Genomic DNA, 20793 nt, shown 5'->3' on the forward strand with positions numbered 1-20793 from the left:
TCGCCGATCGCCGGACGAATCCCCGCGATCGAGGAGCGCCCCAGCAACTGCCGGAGCAGAGCCGTCATGAACCACGACCACACCGACGTTGCCGCGCTGGCCGCAACCATCGAAGACGCCTTCGAGAACCGCGACCAGATCGATACCAACACCCGCGGCGCCGTACGCGAGGCCGTCGACGCGGCGCTCGACATGATGGACAAGGGCCGCGCCCGCGTCGCGGAAAAGGTCGACGGCGACTGGGTGGTGAACCAGTGGCTGAAGAAGGCCGTGCTCTTGTCGTTCCGCCTCAACCCGATGGAAGCCATCAAGGGCGGTCCGGGCGATGCGACCTGGTGGGACAAGGTGCCGTCGAAGTTCGACGGCTGGCGCGCGGTCGATTTCGAGAAGGCCGGCTTCCGCGCCGTGCCGAACTGCATCGTGCGCCGCTCGGCCTATGTCGCGCCGGGCGTCGTCCTGATGCCGTCCTTCGTCAATCTCGGCGCCTATGTCGACACCGGCACTATGGTCGACACCTGGGCGACGGTGGGGTCCTGCGCGCAGATCGGCAAGAACGTGCACCTGTCGGGCGGCGTCGGCATCGGCGGCGTGCTTGAACCGATGCAGGCCGGGCCGACCATCATCGAGGACAATTGCTTCATCGGCGCGCGTTCCGAAGTCGTCGAGGGCTGCATCGTGCGCGAGGGCTCGGTGCTCGGCATGGGCGTCTTCATCGGCAAGTCGACCAAGATCGTCGACCGCGCGACCGGCGAGATCCATATCGGCGAAGTGCCGCCGTATTCGGTCGTCGTCGCAGGCACGATGCCGGGCAAACCGTTCCCCAATGGCGAACCGGGACCGAACCTCTACTGCGCCGTCATCGTCAAGCATGTCGACGAGCAGACCCGCTCGAAGACCTCGATCAACGAGCTCCTGCGCGACTAAAGCGCTTTCCCGAACTGAAGGTCCGCGTCAGCGAAATGTTGACAGACTTTTCGGATAGGAAAACGCGTGAAACCAACGAGACGAAGCATGCTGCGTCCTTCAAATACGACGTAGCATGCTTGATGGCCGGCACCCGCCGCCTCGCGTCAAGACAGGGGTCGACCGCCGATGTACCGCACGCTCGATTCCGAAAAGATCGTGGCCACGCTGGAGCGGCTTCAGATGCGCATCGAAGACCGCTTCCCGGGCCGCGGGCTCGGTGCGGTCTGCCGCGAGCTGACCGGCATCGCGGTCGAGGCAAAGACCCGCGCCGAGCAGATCGCGGCGCCGAATGTGGCGCTCAGGATCGCGGTCGGCTCGGTGCTCGCGGTTGGCATCATGCTGCTGGTCTCCGTGCTGCGGAACGTCGATTTCCACCCGACCGGCGGCACCCTGTTCGGCGTCGCCCAGGGCATCGAGGCGACCATCAACGTCATCGTGCTGACTGGTGCGGCGGCGCTGTTCCTCGTCACACTGGAAAGCCGGGTGAAGCGCAAGCGCGCGCTCGACGATTTGCACGGGCTGCGCGCCATCGTCCACGTCATCGACATGCACCAGCTCACCAAAGATCCGGCGATGGCTTTTCAACCCGGCCGGCAGACCCCATCTTCGCCTGTGCGCAAGATGGATCCGTTCGAACTGGTGCGCTACCTCGACTACTGCTCGGAGATGCTGTCGCTGACCGGCAAGGTCGGCGCGCTGTACGCCCAGAGCCTGAGCGACAGGGTGGTGGTCGGCGCGGTCAACGACATCGAGGTTCTGACGACCAATCTGGCGCGCAAGATCTGGCAGAAAATCATGATCCTGGAGACCTATGGTCCGGGTGCCATGAGCGGACCTGCGATCGACAAGAACAAGGGATAATCGCGGCTAGAGCCGCGTCGTCGGGAAAGATTGATGGACGGATACGATAGCACCAAGGCGGAGCCGAACCTTCTGTGGCTGTTCACGGGCATCACGGGCCGCATCACGCGGATGCCGTTCTGGCTCGGCATCGCCTTCGTCAATGTCATCGTCGCCTTCTTCGTCGGCACCCCGATGCGCAATCCGGCGCTGGCACCGACCTTTGCACCCTTCATGCCGTTCATCCTGATCCCGGCGATCTGGGCGGAGATCGCGCTGATCATAAAGCGGGCGCATGACTGCAACGTCACCGGCTTCGTCGCCCTGTTGAGCCTCATTCCCTTCCTCAATGTTCTGCTGGTGGTCTTCTTCGGCGTGCAGCCGGGCGACCCGAAGCCGAACGCCTTCGGCCGCGGACGCAACAGCCCGGTCTGACGGCAGGTGCCGTTCGCTGCCGGCAAATGCCCGCCCGCGCATTGACGCCTCCCGGCACGGGGGATACATCGCCTTCATGACCCAGTCCCAGAATACCCAGTCTCAGAACGATCCGGTGCGCCTGGCGCACGACCTCATTGCCTGCCCTTCCGTCACGCCGCGCGAGGGCGGCGCGCTCGCCTATCTGGAAGAGCTGCTGACGGCTGCCGGGTTCGCGGCTCACCGCGTGACCTTTTCCGAACCCGGCACGGACGACGTGGAAAATCTCTACGCCCGCTTCGGCACCGGTAGTCCGAATTTGTGTTTTGCCGGCCATACCGACGTGGTGCCGACCGGCGACACGGCGCGCTGGAGCCAGCCGCCTTTTGCCGCAAACGTCATCGACGGCGTGCTGTACGGGCGTGGTGCGGTCGACATGAAGGGCGGCATCGCGGCCTTTGCGGCGGCTGCCCTCGATTTCATCGCAGAACAGGGCGACGCCTTTACCGGCTCGATCTCGTTCCTGATCACCGGCGACGAGGAAGGCCCCGCCGTCAACGGTACGGTGAAGCTTCTGGAATGGTGCGCGGAACGCGGCGAGACGCTCGACGCCTGCATCGTCGGCGAGCCGACCAATGTCGACGACCTCGGCGACACCATCAAGATTGGCCGGCGCGGCAGCCTGTCGGGCACGCTGACGGTGAGCGGGCGGCAGGGCCATGCCGCCTATCCGCATCTCGCCGACAATCCGGTACGCACGCTGGTGAAGATGTTGGACGTGCTCTTGAACGATCCGCTCGACGCCGGTACCGAGCATTTCCAGCCCTCGAACCTCGAGGTCACCTCGGTCGATGTCGGCAACCCGGCGTTCAACGTCATTCCGGCGCAGGCGACCGCGCGCTTCAACATCCGCTTCAACGACCAGTGGACGGCGGAAAAGCTCGATGCCTGGCTGCGCGAAAAGCTTGATGCCGCCGACGACAACAAGGGCCGCTATACGCTCGACTTCGAGCGCGGCGCGAGCGAGTCCTTCCTGACCCGTTCGGAAGTGCTGATCGGCACGCTCGCCGATGCGGCGGAGGAACTGACCGGACAGCGGCCGGCGCTGACCACAGGCGGCGGCACGTCGGACGCGCGCTTCATCAAGAACTACTGCCCGGTGGTCGAGTTCGGCCTTGTCGGCCAGACCATGCACCAGATCGACGAGCGGGTGCCGGTCAGCGATCTGACGCAGCTCACCGCGATCTACCGTCGCTTTCTGGAACGCTATTTCGCCGGCTGATTTCCTCCCCTCGCGCGGGGAATGCTAGACTTGTCAGCCTGCGTACTGAAAGGAACCCGGCATGTCGTTTTTTCGATCCCTGTTCGGCGGCGGTGGCAAGGCAGCGGAGCAGAAGCCGCTTGCCGAGGAGACCTACAAGGACTGCCACATCACCGCGACACCGAGCGAGAACAACGGCCATTTCCAGATCGCCGGGCTGATCGTCAAGGAGATCGACGGCGAGCGGCGCGAGCACAAGCTGCTCAGAGCCGATTATTTTCCCGACAAGGCTCAGGCGGCGGAAGCCACCATTCGCAAGGCGAAGCAGGCGATCGACCAGCTCGGCGACACGCTGTTTCGCTAAAGCGCAAATCGCTCATCCCCATTCAAGGGCTGGCAGGATCGCCTATCGCAGCCTATCTGTGCACAGGCGGCGCGTGCTTCGCATGGCGCCGGGTCAGAGCGTAAGCCCTATCCGAGGGCTCACGGCATGAGAGGAATGGCGCCGCCATGCTGTCATTGAACGAGGTTTCGCGCGGGATCACCGGCGCCTGGCTGCTTGCCAAGGGCAAGCGCGAGGCGATGGCCGTGTTCGACGTCTCGCTCGGCGGCTTCTGGCGTTCGTTCGCCGCGGTGTTCCTGATCCTGCCGATCTACGTCGCGACGATGTTCGCGCAGCGCGCGGTGCTGATCTCCGACACGCCGCTGACAGTCGACACCTTCCCCGACAACGCCTTCTTCATCGGCAACACGATCGGCCTGTTCCTCGACTGGCTCGCCTTCCCGATCGTCACCGCACTGCTCGCCCGCCCGCTCGGCTTCGCCGACCGCTACGTGCCGTTCATGGTGGCGCGCAACTGGACCAGCGTCCTGGCGATCATCCCCTATTCGGTGCCGATCCTGCTCTATTCGCTCGGCATCATCTCGGCCGAACTGACCACCCTGTTCACGTTGGTCGCGATCTTCGCCGTGCTCTACTACCGCTTCATGGCGACGCGCATCTCGCTCGACGCCAACGTGTCGCTGGCTGTCGGCCTCGTCGTGCTCGACCTGGTGCTGAGCCTGCTGCTCGGCGAGGCGATCAACCGGCTGATCGGGTTTAGCGGATAATTTCGCTCACGGTTGAGCGCTCACTGACGTTCGCTAACCTCCGCGGGAGCGCGCTGACCGCGCGGCGGCCGTTGGCCTTGCGAACCCTGCGGGTTCGGGTGGCCGTGCCGACCCCAACAGTGAACTCAATAATCCACGCGGTACAGATAAAGCCCGTCCGGCGGGGCGACGGGGCCGCAGCGGGAGCGGTCGCGGGCGTCAAGCGCGGCGCGCAGGTCGCGGGCACTCCACTTGCCGGTGCCGACCTCGACCAGCGAGCCGACCAGCGAACGCACCTGATTGTGCAGGAAGGAACGCGCCGAGGCGCGGATCTCGATGTCCTCGCCGTAGCGGGCAACATCAAGCCGGTCGAGCGTCTTGACCGGGCTCTTTGCCTGGCACTCGCTGGCGCGGAAGGTTGTGAAGTCGTGATTGCCGAGGAGAAGCTGCGCGGCGTCATGCATGGCGTCCGCATCGAGCGGGCGAGCCACCTGCCAGGCGCGATGCCGGTCGATGACCAGCGGCGGGCGGCGGTTGACGATACGGTAGAGGTAGTGCCGGGCGGTGGCGGAAAAGCGGGCGTCGAAATCGTCGTCGACCCGTTCGGCGGCAAGCACGGCGACCGGGTTCGGCCGCAGATGAGCGTTGACCGCATCGCGCACCGTATCGGTCGGCCAGTCCTTTTCCAGATCGATATGGGCGACCTGGCCGAGCGCATGGACGCCGGCGTCGGTCCGCCCTGCCCCGCCGACGACGATTTCCTCGCCGCAAAAGGCTTCTATTGCGGTCTCCAGCGCCTCCTGCACGGTCGCGCCCTCGGCCTGGCGCTGCCAGCCGACGAAGCCGGTGCCGTCATATTCGATGGTGAGCTTGTAGCGCGGCATCAGGCGGCTCCGCACGACCAGCCGGCGGGCGGCACAGGTTCGCCGCCGTCCTCCTCAGGCGCCGGCATGAAACGGGCAAAGGCCGGCGCGTAGTGCAGGAAGCCGGTGACGCCGGCAAGCGCGCCGGGCACCAGTTCGAGCGCCATATGGGCGTCACCCGCCTCGGCGGACCACGGCGAGGCAATCGGGCGCGCCAGATCCGCGGAGAAATCGAAACAGCGGTAATAGTCCGGCTCGCCGAGCACGAAGGCAACCGCCTCGCCGCCCTCGGTCATGGTGCGAATGCCGGCTTCGGTTAGCGCGGTGCCGATGCCCTCGCCCTGACGGCCGTTCGCCACCGCAATCGGCCCAAGCACGGTAACCGGGATCCAGCGGCCCTCGGCTTCGATCATGGCACGCGAGAAGCCGATATAGCCGACGATCTCGTTGTCGATCTCGGCAACGAGGCCGAGCAACAGGTCGCCGCCCTTGCGCAGATCGGCAATCAGGCGGGCTTCGTCGGTGGAGTCAAATGCGGTGCGGAAGGCCTCGGTCACCAAATCGGCGATTGCCTTGTGGTCGCCGGCGATCTCGCTGCGCAGCGTCGGGGTCACGGCGGTCATCTGCGGATCCTCATGGGGCATCTCCTCAGGCAATGACGGCGCCGGCTTCAACCGGTGTGCCGCGCAGGAATTCATCGGCCTTCATCGGCTTCTTGCCGGCACGCTGTACCTCGATGAGCCGCACCGCACCCTCGCCGCAGGCAATCGCCAGCGTATCATCGAGCACCGTCCCGGGCGCGCCCGCGCCGTCGGCCAGTTCGCTACGCAGCACCTTCACGCGCTCTTTCTTTCCGGCAAGCGTCATCTCGCACCAGGCGCCCGGGAACGGTGACAGACCGCGGATGTGATTATGAACCTCTGCAGCCGTGCCGTTCCAGTCGATGCGGGTCTCGCCCTTGTCGATTTTTTTCGCATAGGTCGCGCCCTCATCGGGCTGCGGCGCGCAGCCGAGCGAGCCGCGCTCGAGCGCAGCCAGCGCGCGCACCATCAGGTCGGCGCCGAGCGGGCTCAGCCGGTCGTGCATTTCGCCCGCCGTCATGTCGGCGCCGATCGCAAGGCGTTCGGCGGAGCAGACCGGGCCGGTATCAAGCCCTTCATCCATGCGCATGACCATGACGCCGCTTTCGGCATCGCCGGCCATCACGGCGCGGTTGATCGGCGCGGCGCCGCGCCAGCGCGGCAGCAGCGAGGCATGCAGATTGAGACAGCCATGTTCCGGCGCCTCCAAAATCGCCTTCGGCAGAATCAGGCCATAGGCGACGACGACAGCGACATCGGCATTCAGTTCGGCAAAGGCGGCCTGCTCGTCCGCGCCTTTCAGGCTCTTCGGCGTCATTACCGGGATCCCGAAGCTCTCGGCGCGCTCATGCACCGGCGACCTGCGCAGATCGTAGCCACGGCCGGCGGGGCGCGGCGGCTGGGTATAGACGGCAACGACCTCGTGGCCCTGACCGACGATTTCGGACAGGGTCGGGACGGAGAAATCCGGCGTTCCCATGAAAATCACGCGCAGCGGCATCGGCAAGGCCTTCGTGTTGGCGGCAGGCCGGCCATCGCCGGCGCCACATTCAAAACGCTTCGTCCCGCAGGTGCCGCAAACAAACGGCCGCGGTCAAGCCCGCGGCCGGTGAAATCGATTGAAGGCGGCAGGGTGCCGCGCCGGCAGACGGAGTCAGGCGGCGCCGCGACTGGTGGCCACCTTCTGGCTGAGACGCGCCTGTTTCTGGAATTTCTTGACCACACGGTCGCGCTTCAGCTTCGACAGGTAATCGATGAACAGCGCACCGTCGAGGTGATCGATCTCGTGCTGCAGGCAGACCGCGAGAATGTCGTCGGCCTCGATTTCCTGCATCTCGTTGTTGCGGTCGAGATAACGCACGCGCACCCGCGCCGGACGTTCCACGTCGTCATAGAAATCGGGCACCGACAGGCAGCCTTCCTGATAGACGTGGAGCTCTTCCGACGCCCACACGACCTCCGGATTGGCGAGCTGCAGCGGCTGCGGCTCCTCGCCCTCGCGGGCAACGTCGACCACGATGACGCGTTTCGGCACGGCGACCTGAATCGCGGCCAGACCGATGCCCGGTGCCGCGTACATGGTTTCGAGCATGTCGTCCATCAGCGTGCGGATTTCGTCGTCGACACGCTCGACCGGCTTGCAGACCTCGCGCAGGCGCGGATCGGGGACGATGATAATTTCACGTTTTGCCATGGCGTTGAAATAAGCAAGTCGATTGCGGGCGTCAATGAATCGGCGAGCTGGACGTTACCGAATGGTCGAAAAATAGCGTCGACTTGCGCAGGAAAGGCCGGGCTCCTCGGTGCATTCGTGCAGCGAGAAGAGGATGACCTCGGCACGCCCGATGACGTTTTCCATCGGCACAAAGCCCATGTCGTCGACAAACCGGCTGTCGGAAGAGTTGTCGCGATTGTCGCCCATCATGAAGAGATGGCCGGCGGGCACGCGATAAGGTCCGACATTGTCGGCGTTTCCGTTGTCGCGCTGTTCGAGGATGGCGTGGCGGCGTCCCTCGGGCAGCGCCTCCTCGAAGCGTCCCGCCGCAACCACGAAGCCATGGTCGTCGCGATAGCGGAACGTCTTTTCCAGCTGGCGCGGAAGGACCTTGCCGTTGACGGCGAGGCGTCCGCCAATCACGTCGACCCGGTCGCCGGGCAAGCCCACCACGCGCTTTATCATGGTCTCGCCGCTCTGCGGATGGCGGAACACGACAACGTCTCCCCGTTCCGGCAGGCGCGCGAAGATCCGCCCGTCGAGCGGCAATTCGAGCGAACCGAGCAATTCGGGCAAGGATGCCCGGCTGTAGCCGTAGGCGAACTTGTTGACGATGATACGATCGCCGACCTGAAGTGTCGGCAACATGCTCTCCGAGGGAATGAAATAGGAGGCGAAGGCGACCGTCTTGAAGACCAGCGCCAGGGCCAGCGCGGCGCCCAGCGTCTTTGCCGTATCGGCAAGCATTTTGAATATCTTACCCAAGACCCGGCCCTTCCGTCATCTCGCACCCGTCCTGCGACGTCGTTCGGCGATGGTTACCGCCAATTCTGGCAGCGATATGACAATAGCAGCGTTCGCGCGCGCTCGCCAACGAAGCAGCGCAGTCGCGCTTTTTGCCCGAATCGTTCTATGTTTGTTTCATGGACGCTATTCTCATTCAGATCGCCGGACGCCCCATCACGACCGGTGAAGTTGTTATTTTCGTCGCCGCCCTCGGGCTCGGGCTGTTGCTCGTTGCCGTCATCGCGCTTGTTCGCGGCGGACGGCAACGCGCGGCGAGCGAAGCGCTGGCGCAGGAACGGTCGCGCGAGCTGGAGAGCCATATCGAGGAGCTGATGCGCACCCAGGCGGAAATGACCGGGCGCATGCAGACCATGGCCGAGGTGTTCGGCAGCCGCCAGTCCGATCTCGGCAAGGCGCTGATGGAGCGGCTCGACGGCATGGGCCACCGGCTCGGTCGCTCGATGGCCGACACGACCCGCGACACGCACGACAATCTGCGCAAGCTGCACGAGCGGCTGGCCATCATCGACCGCGCCCAGCACACGATTTCCGACCTGTCGGGCCAGGTCACCGGACTGCAGCAGATCCTCGCCAACAAGCAGAGCCGCGGCGCCTTCGGCCAGGGCCGTATGGAGGCGATCATCTCCGATGCACTGCCGCCGGCGAGCTTTTCGTTCCAGGCGACGCTGACCAACGGCACCCGTCCCGACTGTCTCATTCACCTGCCGAACGACGCGCCGGCGCTGGTCATCGACGCGAAGTTCCCGCTTGAGGCCTTCAACCGGCTGAAGGAAGCGGAAACGCCGGAAGCAACCAAGGCGGCGCAGGCGCAGGTGCGGCGCGATGTCGGCAAGCATATACAGGACATTTCCGAGCGCTATTTCGTCACCGGCGAGACGCAGGACACCGCCTTCCTGTTCGTGCCCTCCGAGGCGCTGTTCGCCGATCTGCACGAGCATTTTTCCGATCTGATGCAGAAGGCCCACCGCTCACGCGTCGTCATCGTATCGCCATCGCTGCTGCTGTTGTCGATCCAGATCGTGCAGACGGTGTTGCGCGACGTGCGCATGCGCGAGGAAGCGCACATCATCCAGCGCGAGGTCGTGCGTCTCGTCGACGACGTCAATCGGCTGCGCGACCGTGTGCTGAACCTGCAGAAGCATTTCGGTCAGGCCAACCGCGATGTCGAGCAGATCCTGATTTCGAGCGACAAGATCACGACGCGTGGCGGCAAGATCGAGTCGATGGAGCTGGACGATACGCCGGCCGACAAATCCGGCAGCGCCGCCGTGCCGTTCAAACCCGTCGCCGGCAGCGCCGCCGAATAGCCGTATCGTTTCCCCTCCCCTTTTGCGGACAGTGTCATGAGCCTTCTGTTTTCCATTTCCGGCTGGGACGTCGAGACCTGGGCGGCGCATTTTCGCCGCCGCGCGCCGCAATACGACCTGCAGACGGGTCCCTTCGCCGAAGACCCGGCGCGCGTCGACTACGCGCTCGTTTGGAAGCCACCGCATGGCGCGCTGAAACAGCTTCCGAATTTGAAGGTGATCTTTTCACTCGGCGCCGGCGTCGATCACATCCTCTCCGATCCCGAGCTTCCCGACGTGCCGATCGTGCGCGTCGTCGACCCCGATCTCACCGGCCGCATGACCGAATGGGCGGTGTTCCACGTTCTGCTGCACCATCGGCGGCATCTGATGCTGGCCGAGGCGCAGACACGGCATGAATGGGCGAGTTTCACCCAGCCCGCCGCGCGCGACGTGCGGGTCGGCATCATGGGGCTCGGCGTGCTCGGCGCCGATGCCGGTCAGGCGCTGGCGCGGCTCGGCTTTCAGGTCGCCGGCTGGAGCCGCGGCAAGAAGGCGGTCGAAGGCGTCGAAACCTTCCATGGCGCGGACGGGCTCGGCGCCTTTCTTGTGCGCACTGACATCCTCGTCTCGCTGCTGCCGCTGACGCCGGACACGCGCGGCATCCTCAATGCCGACCTGTTCAAGCAGCTCGCCCGCGACGGCGCGATGCCGGGCCCGGTGCTGATCAATGCCGGGCGCGGCGAGACCCAGCGCGAGGACGATATCCTTGCAGCACTTGCCAACGGCACGCTTCACGCGGCGAGCCTCGACGTGTTCTCGACCGAGCCGCTGCCCGCCGATCACCCACTGTGGGACCACCCCCGCGTGGTGATTTCGCCGCACAACGCCGCCGACAGCGACCCGGATCGCCTGTCCGGCTATGTGCTCGACCAGATCGCCAGCTTCGAGGCCGGCAGGGGTCTGACCAACGTCATCGACCGTACCGCCGGGTACTGATCTGGTCGGCAAAGCGGATTCCACTCTTTCGTTGGCGCGAAAAACCTGACAAAACGGGCCGGACAGATCGATCCGACACTGGTTGCGCGCGGACAGACGCGACCGGCAAAGCAAAAAATTCGAGGTGTGAAATGCCCCCCTATCGCTCGCGTACGTCGACCCATGGCCGCAACATGGCCGGAGCCCGCGGCCTGTGGCGCGCGACCGGCATGCAGGACGAGGATTTCGGCAAGCCGATCATCGCCATCGCGAACTCCTTCACCCAGTTCGTGCCGGGCCATGTGCACCTCAAGGACCTCGGCCAGCTGGTTGCCGAGCAGGTCGAGAAGGCCGGCGGCGTCGCCAAGGAGTTCAACACCATCGCGGTCGATGACGGCATCGCCATGGGGCATGACGGCATGCTCTATTCGCTGCCCTCGCGCGAGATCATCGCCGACAGCGTCGAGTACATGGTCAACGCCCACTGCGCCGACGCGATCGTGTGCATCTCCAATTGCGATAAGATCACGCCGGGCATGCTGATGGCCGCGATGCGCCTCAACATTCCCGTCGTGTTCGTCTCCGGCGGGCCGATGGAAGCCGGCAAGGTGGAACTTGAGGACGGCAAGGAAGTCGCGCTCGATCTGGTCGACGCCATGGTGGCGGCCGCCGACGACAAGATTTCCGACAATCTGGTTGCGGCCATCGAGCGCTCGGCCTGCCCGACCTGCGGCTCGTGCTCGGGCATGTTCACGGCCAATTCGATGAACTGCCTGACCGAAGCGCTCGGCCTCGCACTGCCGGGCAACGGCTCGATGCTGGCGACCCATGCCGACCGCGAACGGCTGTTCGTCGAAGCCGGCCACCTGATCGTCGACCTCGCCAAGCGTTATTACGAGCAGGACGACGACAGCGTGCTGCCGCGCTCGATCGCCTCGTTCACGGCGTTCTGCAACGCCATGACGCTCGACATCGCCATGGGCGGCTCGACCAACACGGTGCTGCACCTTCTCGCCGCCGCGCAGGAGGGCCAGGTCGATTTCACCATGGAAAACATCGACGCCCTGTCGCGCAAGGTGCCGGTGCTGTGCAAGGTCGCGCCGTCGGTCTCCGACGTGCATATGGAAGACGTCCACCGCGCTGGCGGCATCATGGGCATCCTCGGTGAACTCGACCGCGCCGGGCTGATCGATGCGAGCCTGCCGACCGTGCATGCGGCAACCATGAAGGACGCGCTGGAACGCTGGGACGTGACGCGCACCACCAGCAACGCGGTGCACGAGTTCTATTCCGCCGCGCCCGGCGGCGTGCCGAGCGTGACCGCCTTTTCGCAGTCCAAGCGCTACGCCGAGGGTGTCGACACCGACCGCGAGAACGGCGTCATCCGCGACAAGGCGCATGCCTTCTCGCAGGACGGCGGTCTTGCGGTGCTGTTCGGCAACATCGCGCTCGACGGCTGCATCGTGAAGACGGCCGGCGTCGACGCCTCGATCCTGACCTTCTCCGGCCCCGCCTATATCTGCGAGAGCCAGGACCAGGCGGTCAGCGACATCCTGACCGGCAAGGTCAAGGAAGGCGACGTGGTGCTGATCCGCTACGAGGGTCCGAAGGGCGGCCCGGGCATGCAGGAAATGCTCTATCCGACGAGCTATCTGAAGTCGAAGGGCCTCGGCAAGGCCTGTGCGCTCATCACCGACGGCCGTTTCTCGGGCGGCACGTCCGGGCTTTCCATCGGCCATTGCTCGCCGGAAGCCGCCGAGGGCGGCACCATCGGCCTCGTCGAGCACGGCGACACGATCTTCATCGATATTCCGAACCGCATCATCCGCGTTGAGGTCAGCGACGAAGAGCTGGCTACCCGCCGCGAGAAGATGGACGCGAAGGGCGCTGCCGCCTGGCAGCCGGAGAAGCCGCGCAAGCGTCATGTCACATCCGCGCTGAAGGCCTATGCGGCGCTGACGACGAGCGCGGCGCGCGGTGCCGTGCGCGACGTGGAGCAGCTTTCGCGCAAGTAGGTTTGGCGTTTACGGGAACACGAAAAGCGGCGGGCGCAGGTCCGCCGTTTTTTGTTGGTGCGCCCTACCCGCGATCTGGCGCTTTCACGGCACCATTTGTGTCGCTAAGTCCCCCCTACAAACACTCCCCCTCGTCATCCTCCGGCTTGAACTGGAGGATCGTTCTCTACTCGCACGGGCGTGCACTGTTGCGCCCAACAAACGTCTCTGTTCGCCCGTGGAGCAAATCCGCACCGTCCGTGGGTGTCGCGGGCCGATCCTCCGGTCAAGCCGGAGGATGACGTGAGCGGGGGGAAGAGCCAATTCCTGAGCCGCACCGGCATACCGTTCCGAGAGGGGCAATAGCCCCCGGATCAAGTCCGGGGTGACGCGGAGCGAATGCCGTTCTTAGCCACGAGCCAGAACCAAACGGCTCGTTACGAAGTCTGACCCTAAAGCCGCCGCACGGCGGTCACGGGGCTGCCGGAGGCGGCGATGCGGGTGACGGCGTCGTCGAGCGGTTCGATGGCGACGGCCATGAAGAAGCCGCTCGCGTGCAACAGTCGCGTGTCGTCGAGCATGATGCCGACATGGCCCTTCCAGAAGACGAGGTCGCCGCGCTGCAGCGACGGCAGGCCGGCGGAGATATCGAGCTGATCGCCGAAGCCCGCCTCCTGCATGTCGGAATCGCGCGGCGCGGCGATGCCGGCCTCGGCGGCGGCCAGTTGCACCAGCGCCGAGCAGTCGAGGCCGAAACTGGTGCGCCCGCCCCAGCGATAGGGCGTGCCGACGAAGCTCTCGGCGACCGCGACCCAGTCGTCCGCCTTGTGATCGAGCGGCACGAGGTGTTTGGCGGCGACGGCGCTGCCGTCGGGCAGGATCGCGTATTCGAGATCGCGCACCGTCTGCGTCGAAACAACCGTGACCCGCGACCCCATCGAAATGAGCCCGCGCGGCGGCAGCTTCAGCTCGGCCATCGGATAGCGATAGGTCCGCAGCACCGCGACGCGATGGGTCGGTTCGGGTGCGAAAGGTCCGAGCGCATCGGCCGGCAGCCAGCCGACATATTCGTCGGTGCCGGCCTGGCCCCAGACCCAGCCTTCCGGCGTGCGGTCATAGATTGTGACGGTTTCGCCGAAGAGGAGTTCGGTGTCGATGGAGCGGTCGGCGCGCGGCTCGGGGCGCATCGGCGTTGCATCGGCCACCACCCGCAGCGTCTCGCCAACGGCGTAGCGGTCGGCGGTGACGGTGCCGCGCAGATGTTCGGCGGCCAGATCGGGACGGGCCGGAACGAGCCTGCGGTCAAAAGCCTTCATCGCGGCAACTCCCGTGCCTTGTCGACGACCAGATCGCCGAGCTTTTCCAGATAAAGCGCGCCCTCAAGCGTGCGCTGGATGACGACATTGCGCCGATCGGCCTCATCGCGGCGGCGCGACAAGAGCTTCATGTGCCCCATCGTGTCGAGCGCGCGGGTGATCGCCGGCTTGGTGACACCGAGCTTCTCAGCCAGCCCGCGCACGGTGTGCGGCGGTGCCTCGAGATAGACGGTGAGCAGGATGGTCAACTGGCGGGCGCTCAGATCCTGATCGCCGTCGCGGACCAGCGCCAGATTGACGTCATGCATCAGTTTCAGCGCCTGGGAGGGGCGCATCTCGACAGCCATGGCAACGAACACTCACTCGGCCGCCGGCGCGCGGCAGCGATACGCGGAACAGGGAAGCACTCCGAAATTCGTTTCGGAGCCGATATCATTATGCCCGAGACGAGCACTCTGGCAAGGTTGGCGCTTTGAGACCTGCCCCGGCTATTTGCCGTAGCGCTCTTTCAGCATCGCGTAGAGGGCGCGGATCGCCTGGCCCTCGCCGCCTTCTGGCTTGCCGGGCTTTGCCGTCGGAGTCCAGCCGTAGATATCGAAATGAGCCCAGCTTCTGGCGTGTTCGACGAAGCGGGACAGGAACAGGGCGGCGGTGACGGATCCGGCAAACGGCGCCGAGGTGATGTGATTGATATCGGCGATCTTGGAATCCATCATCTTCAGATAGGGCTTCCACAGCGGCATGCGCCAGAGCGGATCGGCGACGGCAACGGAGGCCTTTTCGATGGCGCCGGCAAGCGCATCGTCGTCTGTGTAGAAGGGCGGCAGGTCGGGCCCGAGCGCGACGCGGGCAGCGCCCGTCAGGGTGGCGAGGTCGAGCATCAGGTCCGGGTGCTCCTCATCGCCAAGCGCCAGCGCATCAGCGAGGATCAACCGGCCTTCGGCGTCGGTGTTGCCGATCTCGACATTGAGGCCCTTGCGGCTCGGCAGCACGTCGCCGGGGCGGAAGGCGTTGCCGGAGATGGAATTCTCGACCGCCGGGATCAGAACGCGCAGACGCACCGGCAGCTCGGCATCCATGATCATGGTGGCAAGGCCGAGCACGTTCGCCGCACCGCCCATATCCTTCTTCATCAGCGCCATGGCCGAGCCCGGCTTGATGTCGAGGCCACCGCTATCAAAGCACACACCCTTGCCGACGAGGGTGACTTTGGGGTGATCAGGATTGCCCCAAGCGAGATCGACGAGGCGGGGATGGCGGCTCGAGGCCTTGCCGACGGCGTGCACCATCGGCAGGTTTTCGGCCAGAAGGTCCTCGCCGACGATGACCCGGTCGGTGCCGCCATAGGCGACCACCGTGTCGATCGCCGCGTCGGCGAGTTCGACCGGTCCGAGGTCGTTGGCCGGAATGTTGATCAGATCGCGGGCGAGCGCCACGCCTTTGGCGATGCGGACCACCTCATCGCGGTCGACATAGCCCGGCGTGACGAGACGCACACCCTTGTCGGTGCGCTTGCGGTAGCGGTCGAAACGGTAGGCGGACAACAGGAAGCCGAGCGCGGCGCGGCCGGCATCGACCGCCTCACCTTCGAGCCGGTAGGTACCCGCCGGCAGATCGGTCGCCAGCTTGCCGAGCAGGAACGGGTCCTCCTCGCCATGCCCCTTGCCGAGCCCGAACAGAACGCCGGCAAGCGCGCCATCCTCGCCGGCGAGCCGCAGCATGGAGCCGGCCTCGGCCTTGAAGCCGTTGGCCGCCACCCAGCCGGCAACCGACGGCGATGCGTCGCCGAGATAGCGCTCCAGACCGTCGGTCGAAACGCAGGTGACCGGAACGCTGGCGACGGAGGCGTCGGGGGCAAGAAGGATATCGGGCGCAAGGCTATCGGACACGGGCGCAACTCTCTGATTGGACGCGAAAAAGGCTGTGCGGAGGCGGGGCCGGGCATCGGTCGTGGTGCCAGCGGCAAGGCCAGCCAACCGCATGGCGAACCACCTCGACGATGGTACTCGCCGCGCTGCCAGCGTGCAACGCGAGGGCGACGAGATTACGGCAAAAGACGAGACCTTTGCTGCCTGTCTACGGTGGCCCGGAGCACGCCTTCGCGGCCGTTTTAACGAACTATTAGGGTTAACAGACTATTGCTGCGAGGGACGGCGACCGCCTGCGTCGCCTGCAAACGGCCGGAGCCCGACATGCCGAATCTCTCGATCCGCTCCTTCGCAAATTCGCTGGCGCTGCGCAGCGCGCTCGTGCCGATCGTCCTTGCGGTCGGTCTTGCCGCCTGTTCGACGACGAAGAAGTCGTCGGTCGGCGCGCATGGCGGCGCCGCGATCAGCCAGGGCGCCAGTTATTCGAGCGAGCAGATCCGCCAGGCAGTTCAACAGTGGGGCAACAAATACGAAGCGAGCCCCGACGACCGTAATGTGGCGCTCAATTATGCAGCCGCGCTTCGTCTCAACGATCAGATCGATCAGGCCGTCGCCGTGCTGCGCAAGGCGATGATCAAGCACACCAAGGACCGCGAGGTGGCGGCGGCCTATGGCAAGGCGCTCGCGGCTAAGGGGCAGTTCGACGAAGCGCTCCGGGTCATCCGCTCCGCGCACACCGACGACCGGCCGGACTGGCGCCTGCTGTCGGCGGAAGGCGCCATTCTCGATCAGATCGGCAAGAATGCCGAAGCCCGCCGGCAATACGGCCAGGCTCTCAAGATCGTGCCGAACGAACCGTCCGTGCTCAACAATTTCGGCCTGTCCTACGCGCTGACCGGCGATCTCACCCAGGCGGAGAAGGTATTGCGGCAGGCCGCGGCGCAGCCCGGTGCCGACAGCCGCGTCCGCCAGAACCTCGCTCTCGTGCTCGGCCTTCAGGGCAAGTTCCAGGAAGCCGAACGAGTGGCGCTGAACGAACTGGAGCCGGCCCAGGCGGAAGCCAATATCGCCTATCTGCGCGGCATGCTGAGCCAGCGCAACACTTGGAACGACATCAAGGCGCAGGACAAGAAGAAGAAAAACCGCAGCTGATTTTCAGCTGGCCGTCCTTCGGAACAGCCCCTCAGCCAACGGAAAACAAAACCGGCCGCATCGCCTGCGGCCGGTTTTTCGTTCGAGGTCTGCGGTCCCGGGTCTGCCGTTCCAGGGTCTGACTTTCCAGGGCCTGCCGGGATGGGATTCGTTCGGAGCCCCTGCCCGGCCTGATACGGCTACATGTTCATGATCTGAATGATCGCCGGGCCCATGATGACGGCGAACAGCACCGGCAGGAAGAACACGATCATCGGCACGGTGAGTTTCGGCGGCAGCGCAGCGGCCTTCTTCTCGGCCTCGGCCATGCGCATTTCGCGGTTCTCGTCGGCCATGATGCGCAATGACTGGGCAAGCGGCGTGCCATAGCGTTCGGCCTGGATCAGCGCGGTCGTTACCGCCTTGACGCCGTCAAGACCGGTGCGAATGGCGAGGTTTTCATAGGCCTGCCGGCGGTCTTCGAGATAGGACAATTCGGCCGTTGCCAGCGTCAGCTCTTCCGCGAGCGGCACTGAAGCGACGCCGATTTCCTCCGACACCTTGCGGAAGCCCGCCTCGATCGACATGCCCGATTCCACGCAGATCAGCATCAGGTCGAGCGCATCCGGCCAGGCGCGGCGGATGGAGAGCTGACGTTTCTGAATGACGTTCGAGATGAACAGGTTCGGCAGATAGAAGCCGACCAGCGCGATCAGAACCGCAAGCGAGAATTTCAGGCCGGCCGGCTGCTGGCTCGCATGCATGACGACGAACAGATAGAAGAGCGCCAGCATGAACATGATAAAGGGCGCGACGAAGCGGGCGAACAGGAACACCACCATCGGCGCCTGGCCGCGGTAACCGGCCATCTTCAGACGATTGCCGGTCTCGTCGTCGGACAAGGCGCGGCGCAGGTTGAAGCGGTCGACCAGCTTCTGCATGTAGTCCTTCGGCTTCGGCCGAAGATTGACCTGCTTTTCCTGCTGCAGCCGCAGACGCTCGCGCGCCCGGATCTTGTCGCGTTCGATGGCGACCGTCTTCATGCGCGACTGGAACTGGTCACGCTCGAGCAGCGGCAGCGCCACCGTCAGAATGGTCGCGGCAACGGCGATCGCGGTGACCGCCATCAGCAGGAACTGGCTGTTGGTGAGGAGTTCGGCAATGTCGGAAAGCATGCTTTCGTCCCCCGCTAGAAGTCGAAGTTGATCATCTTGCGCATCATCAGGACGCCCATCAGCATCCACATCCCGGCGCCGCCGAGAATGAGGTTGCCGGTGGTGGTCGTGAACAGCGTCATGATGTAGCCGGGGGTGGTGAAGAACACGAGCAGCATGACGATCAGCGGCAGCGAGCCGATGATGGCAGCCGAGGCCTTCGCCTCCTGACTCATGGCGATGATCTTGCCCTGCAGCTTCTTGCGATCGCGCAGCACCTTGGAGAGGTTGCCGAGCGCTTCCGACAGGCTGCCGCCGGCCTGTTGCTGGATGGCAATGACGATGGCGAAGAAGTTCGCCTCTTGCAGCGGCATGCCTTCATAGATGCGACCGACGGCTTCATGCAGCGGAACGCCCATCTGCTGCGCCTCGAGGATGCGACGGAACTCGCCGCGCACCGGCTCTTTCGCCTCCTGGGCGATGATGCGCAGGCAGTCGCCGAGCGGCAGGCCCGCCTTGACACCACGCACGATGACGTCGACCGAATTCGGAAACTCGGTCAGAAAGGCCTTCTGGCGCCGTTTGCGCATGAACTTGATCAGCCAGTTCGGGAAGCCGAAGGCACCAACGACCGCGATCCCGCCGGCCACGAGAAGCGGTGCACCGGCAACGAGGCCGAGTATGAAACCAACAACTCCGCAAATGGCGCTGATGATGAAGAATTTCGGTTTAGACCAGGTCAGCCCGGCCTGGCGGAGACGCAAAGCAAGCGGCGGCGAAGCGTTTTTCTTCTTCTGCGCCTTCTGCTTTTCCTCCATTTCCTTGAGGGTTTCCTGCACCGAACGGCGCCGCTGGCGGCCGTCGCTCTTGGCGACCTGAGCGGCCAGGCCCGGTGTCTTGCGGACTTTTTCGACACGCTTGCGGCCGCGGGTCTCGCCGGTGATCGCAGGGGCGACCAGCGCGTAGATGATGGCGCCGACGCTGAACGTCACCAGGACAACGATCGCCAGAACGGTAGTGCTCACGCCGAACATCGATGCGCCCCTCAGACCATGCCCGGCTGTTCGCCGGTATCGGCGGCATCAAGCGCCGCGGCAAGACGGTTCTCTTCGCCGAAGTAGCGCGCCCGATCCCAGAAATAGGGCCGGCCGACGCCGGTCGAGCGGTGACGGCCGACGATCTTGCCCTGCGCATCCTCGCCCATCATGTCGTAGACGAAGAGGTCCTGGGTGATGATGACGTCGCCTTCCATGCCGACCACTTCGGTGATGTGGGTGATGCGGCGCGAACCGTCGCGCAGGCGCGAGGCCTGGACGATGACGTCGACGGAGGAGACGATCATTTCGCGCACGGTGCGGGACGGCAGGTTGTAGCCGCCCATGGCGATCATCGATTCCATACGGGCGAGGCATTCGCGCGGGCTGTTGGCGTGGATGGTGCCCATCGATCCGTCGTGACCCGTGTTCATGGCCTGCAACAGGTCGAACACCTCGGGTCCGCGCACTTCGCCGACGATGATGCGCTCGGGGCGCATACGCAGGCAGTTCTTGACCAGGTCGCGCATGGTCACCTCGCCCTCGCCTTCGATATTGGGCGGGCGGGTTTCAAGGCGGACCACATGCGGCTGCTGCAGCTGCAGTTCCGCGGAGTCCTCGCAGGTGATGATGCGTTCGTCGGTGTCGATATAGCGGGTCAGGCAGTTGAGCAGCGTCGTCTTGCCCGAACCGGTACCGCCGGAAATCACCGTGTTGCAGCGGACCCGGCCGACGATCTGCAGAATGGTCGAGCCTTCCGGCGAGATCGAGCCGAAATTGACCAACTGATCGAGGGTCAGCTTGTCCTTCTTGAACTTACGAATGGTCAGTGCGGGACCATCGATGGCAAGCGGCGGCGCGATGACGTTGACACGAGAGCCGTCGGGCAGGCGCGCGTCGCAGATCGGACTCGATTCATCGACGCGGCGGCCGACCTGGCTGACGATCCGCTGGCAGATGTTCATCAGCTGCTGATTGTCACGGAACCGGATCGGCGTATCGGTCACCTTGCCGGCGACTTCGATGTAGGTGATGTCGGCGCCGTTGACCATGATGTCGGCGATGTCGTCGCGCGCAAGCAGCGGCTCCAGCGGACCGTAGCCGAGCACGTCGTTGACGATATCCTCGAGCAGTTCCTCCTGTTCGGAGATCGACATGACGACATTTTTCAGCGCGATGATCTCGCTGACGACGTCACGGATTTCCTCACGCGCCGATTCCTGGTCGAGCTTGGCGAGCTGCGACAGGTCGATGGTGTCGATCAGTGCCGAGAAGATCGACGTCTTCACGTCGTAGTAGTTTTCCGAGCGCTGCTTGGAGCGCGGTGCCTGGTCGTAGCTGAGCAACGGCTCGGGCGCGGGAGCCTCGACCGGCGCCGGCTCACTGGCGAACGACGTGAAGCCGTCATCCAACGCCTTCTCGTTCAGTGCCGGTTCGTCGCCGAACGGATCGAAATCGATGCTCGGTTCAAGCGGCGTCGTCGGCGACAGGGAGTCC

21 protein-coding genes are annotated in these 20793 nt (G+C 64.9%); 10 read left to right on the forward strand and 11 right to left on the reverse strand.

The genetic code is table 11. The features are described 5' to 3' along the window. The first annotated feature begins 66 nt into the window (after nt 1-66). The 6 genes from dapD (at nt 67) to C0606_06785 (ending at nt 4591) form a co-directional block, all read left to right on the forward strand. Nucleotides 67-924 (forward strand): 2,3,4,5-tetrahydropyridine-2,6-dicarboxylate N-succinyltransferase, encoded by an 858-nt coding sequence (gene dapD, locus C0606_06760; protein ID PLX37945.1) that lies wholly within the window; start codon nt 67-69, stop codon nt 922-924. A 168-nt stretch (nt 925-1092) separates the two neighbouring features. Continuing rightward, nucleotides 1093-1827: a hypothetical protein gene (locus tag C0606_06765; GenBank protein PLX37946.1), complete on the forward strand. Its 735-nt coding sequence runs from the start codon at nt 1093-1095 to the stop codon at nt 1825-1827. A 33-nt stretch (nt 1828-1860) separates the two neighbouring features. After that, complete coding sequence (locus C0606_06770; GenBank protein ID PLX37947.1) at nt 1861-2241, forward strand: hypothetical protein; 381 nt, start codon at nt 1861-1863, stop codon at nt 2239-2241. A 76-nt stretch (nt 2242-2317) separates the two neighbouring features. Continuing rightward, nucleotides 2318-3502: a succinyl-diaminopimelate desuccinylase gene (locus tag C0606_06775; protein PLX37948.1), complete on the forward strand. Its 1185-nt coding sequence runs from the start codon at nt 2318-2320 to the stop codon at nt 3500-3502. A gap of 61 nt (nt 3503-3563) precedes the next feature. After that, nucleotides 3564-3845 (forward strand): transcriptional regulator, encoded by a 282-nt coding sequence (locus C0606_06780; protein PLX37949.1) that lies wholly within the window; start codon nt 3564-3566, stop codon nt 3843-3845. Nucleotides 3846-3991: 146 nt separating this feature from the next. Continuing rightward, on the forward strand, nt 3992-4591 hold the full coding sequence (locus C0606_06785; protein PLX37950.1) for a hypothetical protein: 600 nt from the start codon (nt 3992-3994) through the stop codon (nt 4589-4591). Between the two features lie 125 nt (nt 4592-4716). Here the strand turns inward: C0606_06785 and C0606_06790 are convergent, their stop codons facing one another. From C0606_06790 to lepB, 5 genes are all read right to left on the reverse strand, one after another. Continuing rightward, entirely contained in the window at nt 4717-5454 is a 738-nt protein-coding gene (locus C0606_06790) for a tRNA pseudouridine(38-40) synthase TruA (protein PLX38722.1), read from the reverse strand. Then, entirely contained in the window at nt 5454-6131 is a 678-nt protein-coding gene (locus tag C0606_06795; protein ID PLX37951.1) for an N-acetyltransferase, read from the reverse strand. Before C0606_06795 ends, C0606_06790 begins: the two co-directional genes overlap by 1 nt. Beyond that, on the reverse strand, nt 6082-7008 hold the full coding sequence (locus C0606_06800; GenBank protein PLX38723.1) for a methionyl-tRNA formyltransferase: 927 nt from the start codon (nt 7006-7008) through the stop codon (nt 6082-6084). The genes C0606_06795 and C0606_06800 overlap by 50 nt, the downstream gene beginning before the upstream one ends. A 159-nt stretch (nt 7009-7167) precedes the next feature. Then, on the reverse strand, nt 7168-7707 hold the full coding sequence (locus C0606_06805) for a peptide deformylase (protein ID PLX37952.1): 540 nt from the start codon (nt 7705-7707) through the stop codon (nt 7168-7170). A gap of 54 nt (nt 7708-7761) precedes the next feature. Further along, nucleotides 7762-8475, reverse strand: coding sequence for a signal peptidase I (gene lepB / locus C0606_06810; GenBank protein PLX37953.1), 714 nt, complete (start codon nt 8473-8475; stop codon nt 7762-7764). Between the two features lie 176 nt (nt 8476-8651). On the opposite strand from lepB, the gene C0606_06815 reads away from it, so the two are divergent. The 3 genes from C0606_06815 to C0606_06825 all read left to right on the forward strand — a co-directional run bounded on the left by C0606_06815 (nt 8652) and on the right by C0606_06825 (nt 12814). Beyond that, a complete protein-coding gene (locus C0606_06815) occupies nt 8652-9842 on the forward strand; it encodes a DNA recombination protein RmuC (protein PLX37954.1) in 1191 nt (396 codons plus the stop codon). Between the two features lie 36 nt (nt 9843-9878). Further along, nucleotides 9879-10820: a glyoxylate/hydroxypyruvate reductase A gene (locus tag C0606_06820; GenBank protein PLX37955.1), complete on the forward strand. Its 942-nt coding sequence runs from the start codon at nt 9879-9881 to the stop codon at nt 10818-10820. A gap of 131 nt (nt 10821-10951) precedes the next feature. Then, nucleotides 10952-12814, forward strand: a complete 1863-nt coding sequence (locus C0606_06825; protein ID PLX37956.1) for a dihydroxy-acid dehydratase — start codon at nt 10952-10954, stop codon at nt 12812-12814. Nucleotides 12815-13245: 431 nt separating this feature from the next. Here C0606_06825 and C0606_06830 read toward each other — a convergent pair whose 3' ends face one another. The 3 genes from C0606_06830 to C0606_06840 form a co-directional block, all read right to left on the reverse strand. Further along, nucleotides 13246-14109, reverse strand: coding sequence for a glycoside hydrolase (locus C0606_06830; GenBank protein PLX37957.1), 864 nt, complete (start codon nt 14107-14109; stop codon nt 13246-13248). Continuing rightward, entirely contained in the window at nt 14106-14456 is a 351-nt protein-coding gene (locus C0606_06835; GenBank protein ID PLX38724.1) for a MarR family transcriptional regulator, read from the reverse strand. Before C0606_06835 ends, C0606_06830 begins: the two co-directional genes overlap by 4 nt. Before the next feature lie 141 nt (nt 14457-14597). After that, nucleotides 14598-16091 (reverse strand): leucyl aminopeptidase, encoded by a 1494-nt coding sequence (locus tag C0606_06840; protein ID PLX37958.1) that lies wholly within the window; start codon nt 16089-16091, stop codon nt 14598-14600. A gap of 210 nt (nt 16092-16301) precedes the next feature. Between C0606_06840 and C0606_06845 the strand changes: the two genes are divergently transcribed. After that, on the forward strand, nt 16302-17129 hold the full coding sequence (locus C0606_06845; GenBank protein PLX37959.1) for a pilus assembly protein TadD: 828 nt from the start codon (nt 16302-16304) through the stop codon (nt 17127-17129). A gap of 179 nt (nt 17130-17308) precedes the next feature. On the opposite strand, the gene C0606_06850 is transcribed toward C0606_06845, so the two are convergent. The 3 genes from C0606_06850 to C0606_06860 are packed head-to-tail and all read right to left on the reverse strand — an operon-like array spanning nt 17309 to nt 20708. Further along, on the reverse strand, nt 17309-18283 hold the full coding sequence (locus C0606_06850; protein PLX37960.1) for a type II secretion system protein: 975 nt from the start codon (nt 18281-18283) through the stop codon (nt 17309-17311). Between the two features lie 14 nt (nt 18284-18297). Beyond that, on the reverse strand, nt 18298-19296 hold the full coding sequence (locus tag C0606_06855; protein ID PLX37961.1) for a pilus assembly protein: 999 nt from the start codon (nt 19294-19296) through the stop codon (nt 18298-18300). Nucleotides 19297-19307: 11 nt separating this feature from the next. Continuing rightward, complete coding sequence (locus C0606_06860) at nt 19308-20708, reverse strand: protein kinase (GenBank protein PLX38725.1); 1401 nt, start codon at nt 20706-20708, stop codon at nt 19308-19310. Between the last annotated feature and the right edge of the window lie 85 nt (nt 20709-20793).

This window comes from Hyphomicrobiales bacterium (genome assembly GCA_002869065.1).
Taxonomy (GTDB): domain Bacteria; phylum Pseudomonadota; class Alphaproteobacteria; order Rhizobiales; family Rhodobiaceae; genus Rhodobium.

Coding starts and splice junctions, on each gene's coding strand:
- C0606_06815 (PLX37954.1), top strand. CDS start 8,652: ATGGACGCTATTCTCATTCAGATCGCCGGACGCCCCATCACGACCGGT.
- C0606_06785 (PLX37950.1), top strand. CDS start 3,992: ATGCTGTCATTGAACGAGGTTTCGCGCGGGATCACCGGCGCCTGGCTG.
- C0606_06805 (PLX37952.1), bottom strand. CDS start 7,707: ATGGCAAAACGTGAAATTATCATCGTCCCCGATCCGCGCCTGCGCGAG.
- C0606_06790 (PLX38722.1), bottom strand. CDS start 5,454: ATGCCGCGCTACAAGCTCACCATCGAATATGACGGCACCGGCTTCGTC.
- C0606_06795 (PLX37951.1), bottom strand. CDS start 6,131: ATGAATTCCTGCGCGGCACACCGGTTGAAGCCGGCGCCGTCATTGCCT.
- C0606_06780 (PLX37949.1), top strand. CDS start 3,564: ATGTCGTTTTTTCGATCCCTGTTCGGCGGCGGTGGCAAGGCAGCGGAG.
- C0606_06765 (PLX37946.1), top strand. CDS start 1,093: ATGTACCGCACGCTCGATTCCGAAAAGATCGTGGCCACGCTGGAGCGG.
- C0606_06840 (PLX37958.1), bottom strand. CDS start 16,091: ATGCGGTTGGCTGGCCTTGCCGCTGGCACCACGACCGATGCCCGGCCC.
- C0606_06830 (PLX37957.1), bottom strand. CDS start 14,109: ATGAAGGCTTTTGACCGCAGGCTCGTTCCGGCCCGTCCCGATCTGGCC.
- dapD (PLX37945.1), top strand. CDS start 67: ATGAACCACGACCACACCGACGTTGCCGCGCTGGCCGCAACCATCGAA.
- C0606_06825 (PLX37956.1), top strand. CDS start 10,952: ATGCCCCCCTATCGCTCGCGTACGTCGACCCATGGCCGCAACATGGCC.
- C0606_06855 (PLX37961.1), bottom strand. CDS start 19,296: ATGTTCGGCGTGAGCACTACCGTTCTGGCGATCGTTGTCCTGGTGACG.
- C0606_06775 (PLX37948.1), top strand. CDS start 2,318: ATGACCCAGTCCCAGAATACCCAGTCTCAGAACGATCCGGTGCGCCTG.
- C0606_06850 (PLX37960.1), bottom strand. CDS start 18,283: ATGCTTTCCGACATTGCCGAACTCCTCACCAACAGCCAGTTCCTGCTG.
- lepB (PLX37953.1), bottom strand. CDS start 8,475: ATGCTTGCCGATACGGCAAAGACGCTGGGCGCCGCGCTGGCCCTGGCG.
- C0606_06835 (PLX38724.1), bottom strand. CDS start 14,456: ATGGCTGTCGAGATGCGCCCCTCCCAGGCGCTGAAACTGATGCATGAC.
- C0606_06820 (PLX37955.1), top strand. CDS start 9,879: ATGAGCCTTCTGTTTTCCATTTCCGGCTGGGACGTCGAGACCTGGGCG.
- C0606_06845 (PLX37959.1), top strand. CDS start 16,302: ATGCCGAATCTCTCGATCCGCTCCTTCGCAAATTCGCTGGCGCTGCGC.
- C0606_06770 (PLX37947.1), top strand. CDS start 1,861: ATGGACGGATACGATAGCACCAAGGCGGAGCCGAACCTTCTGTGGCTG.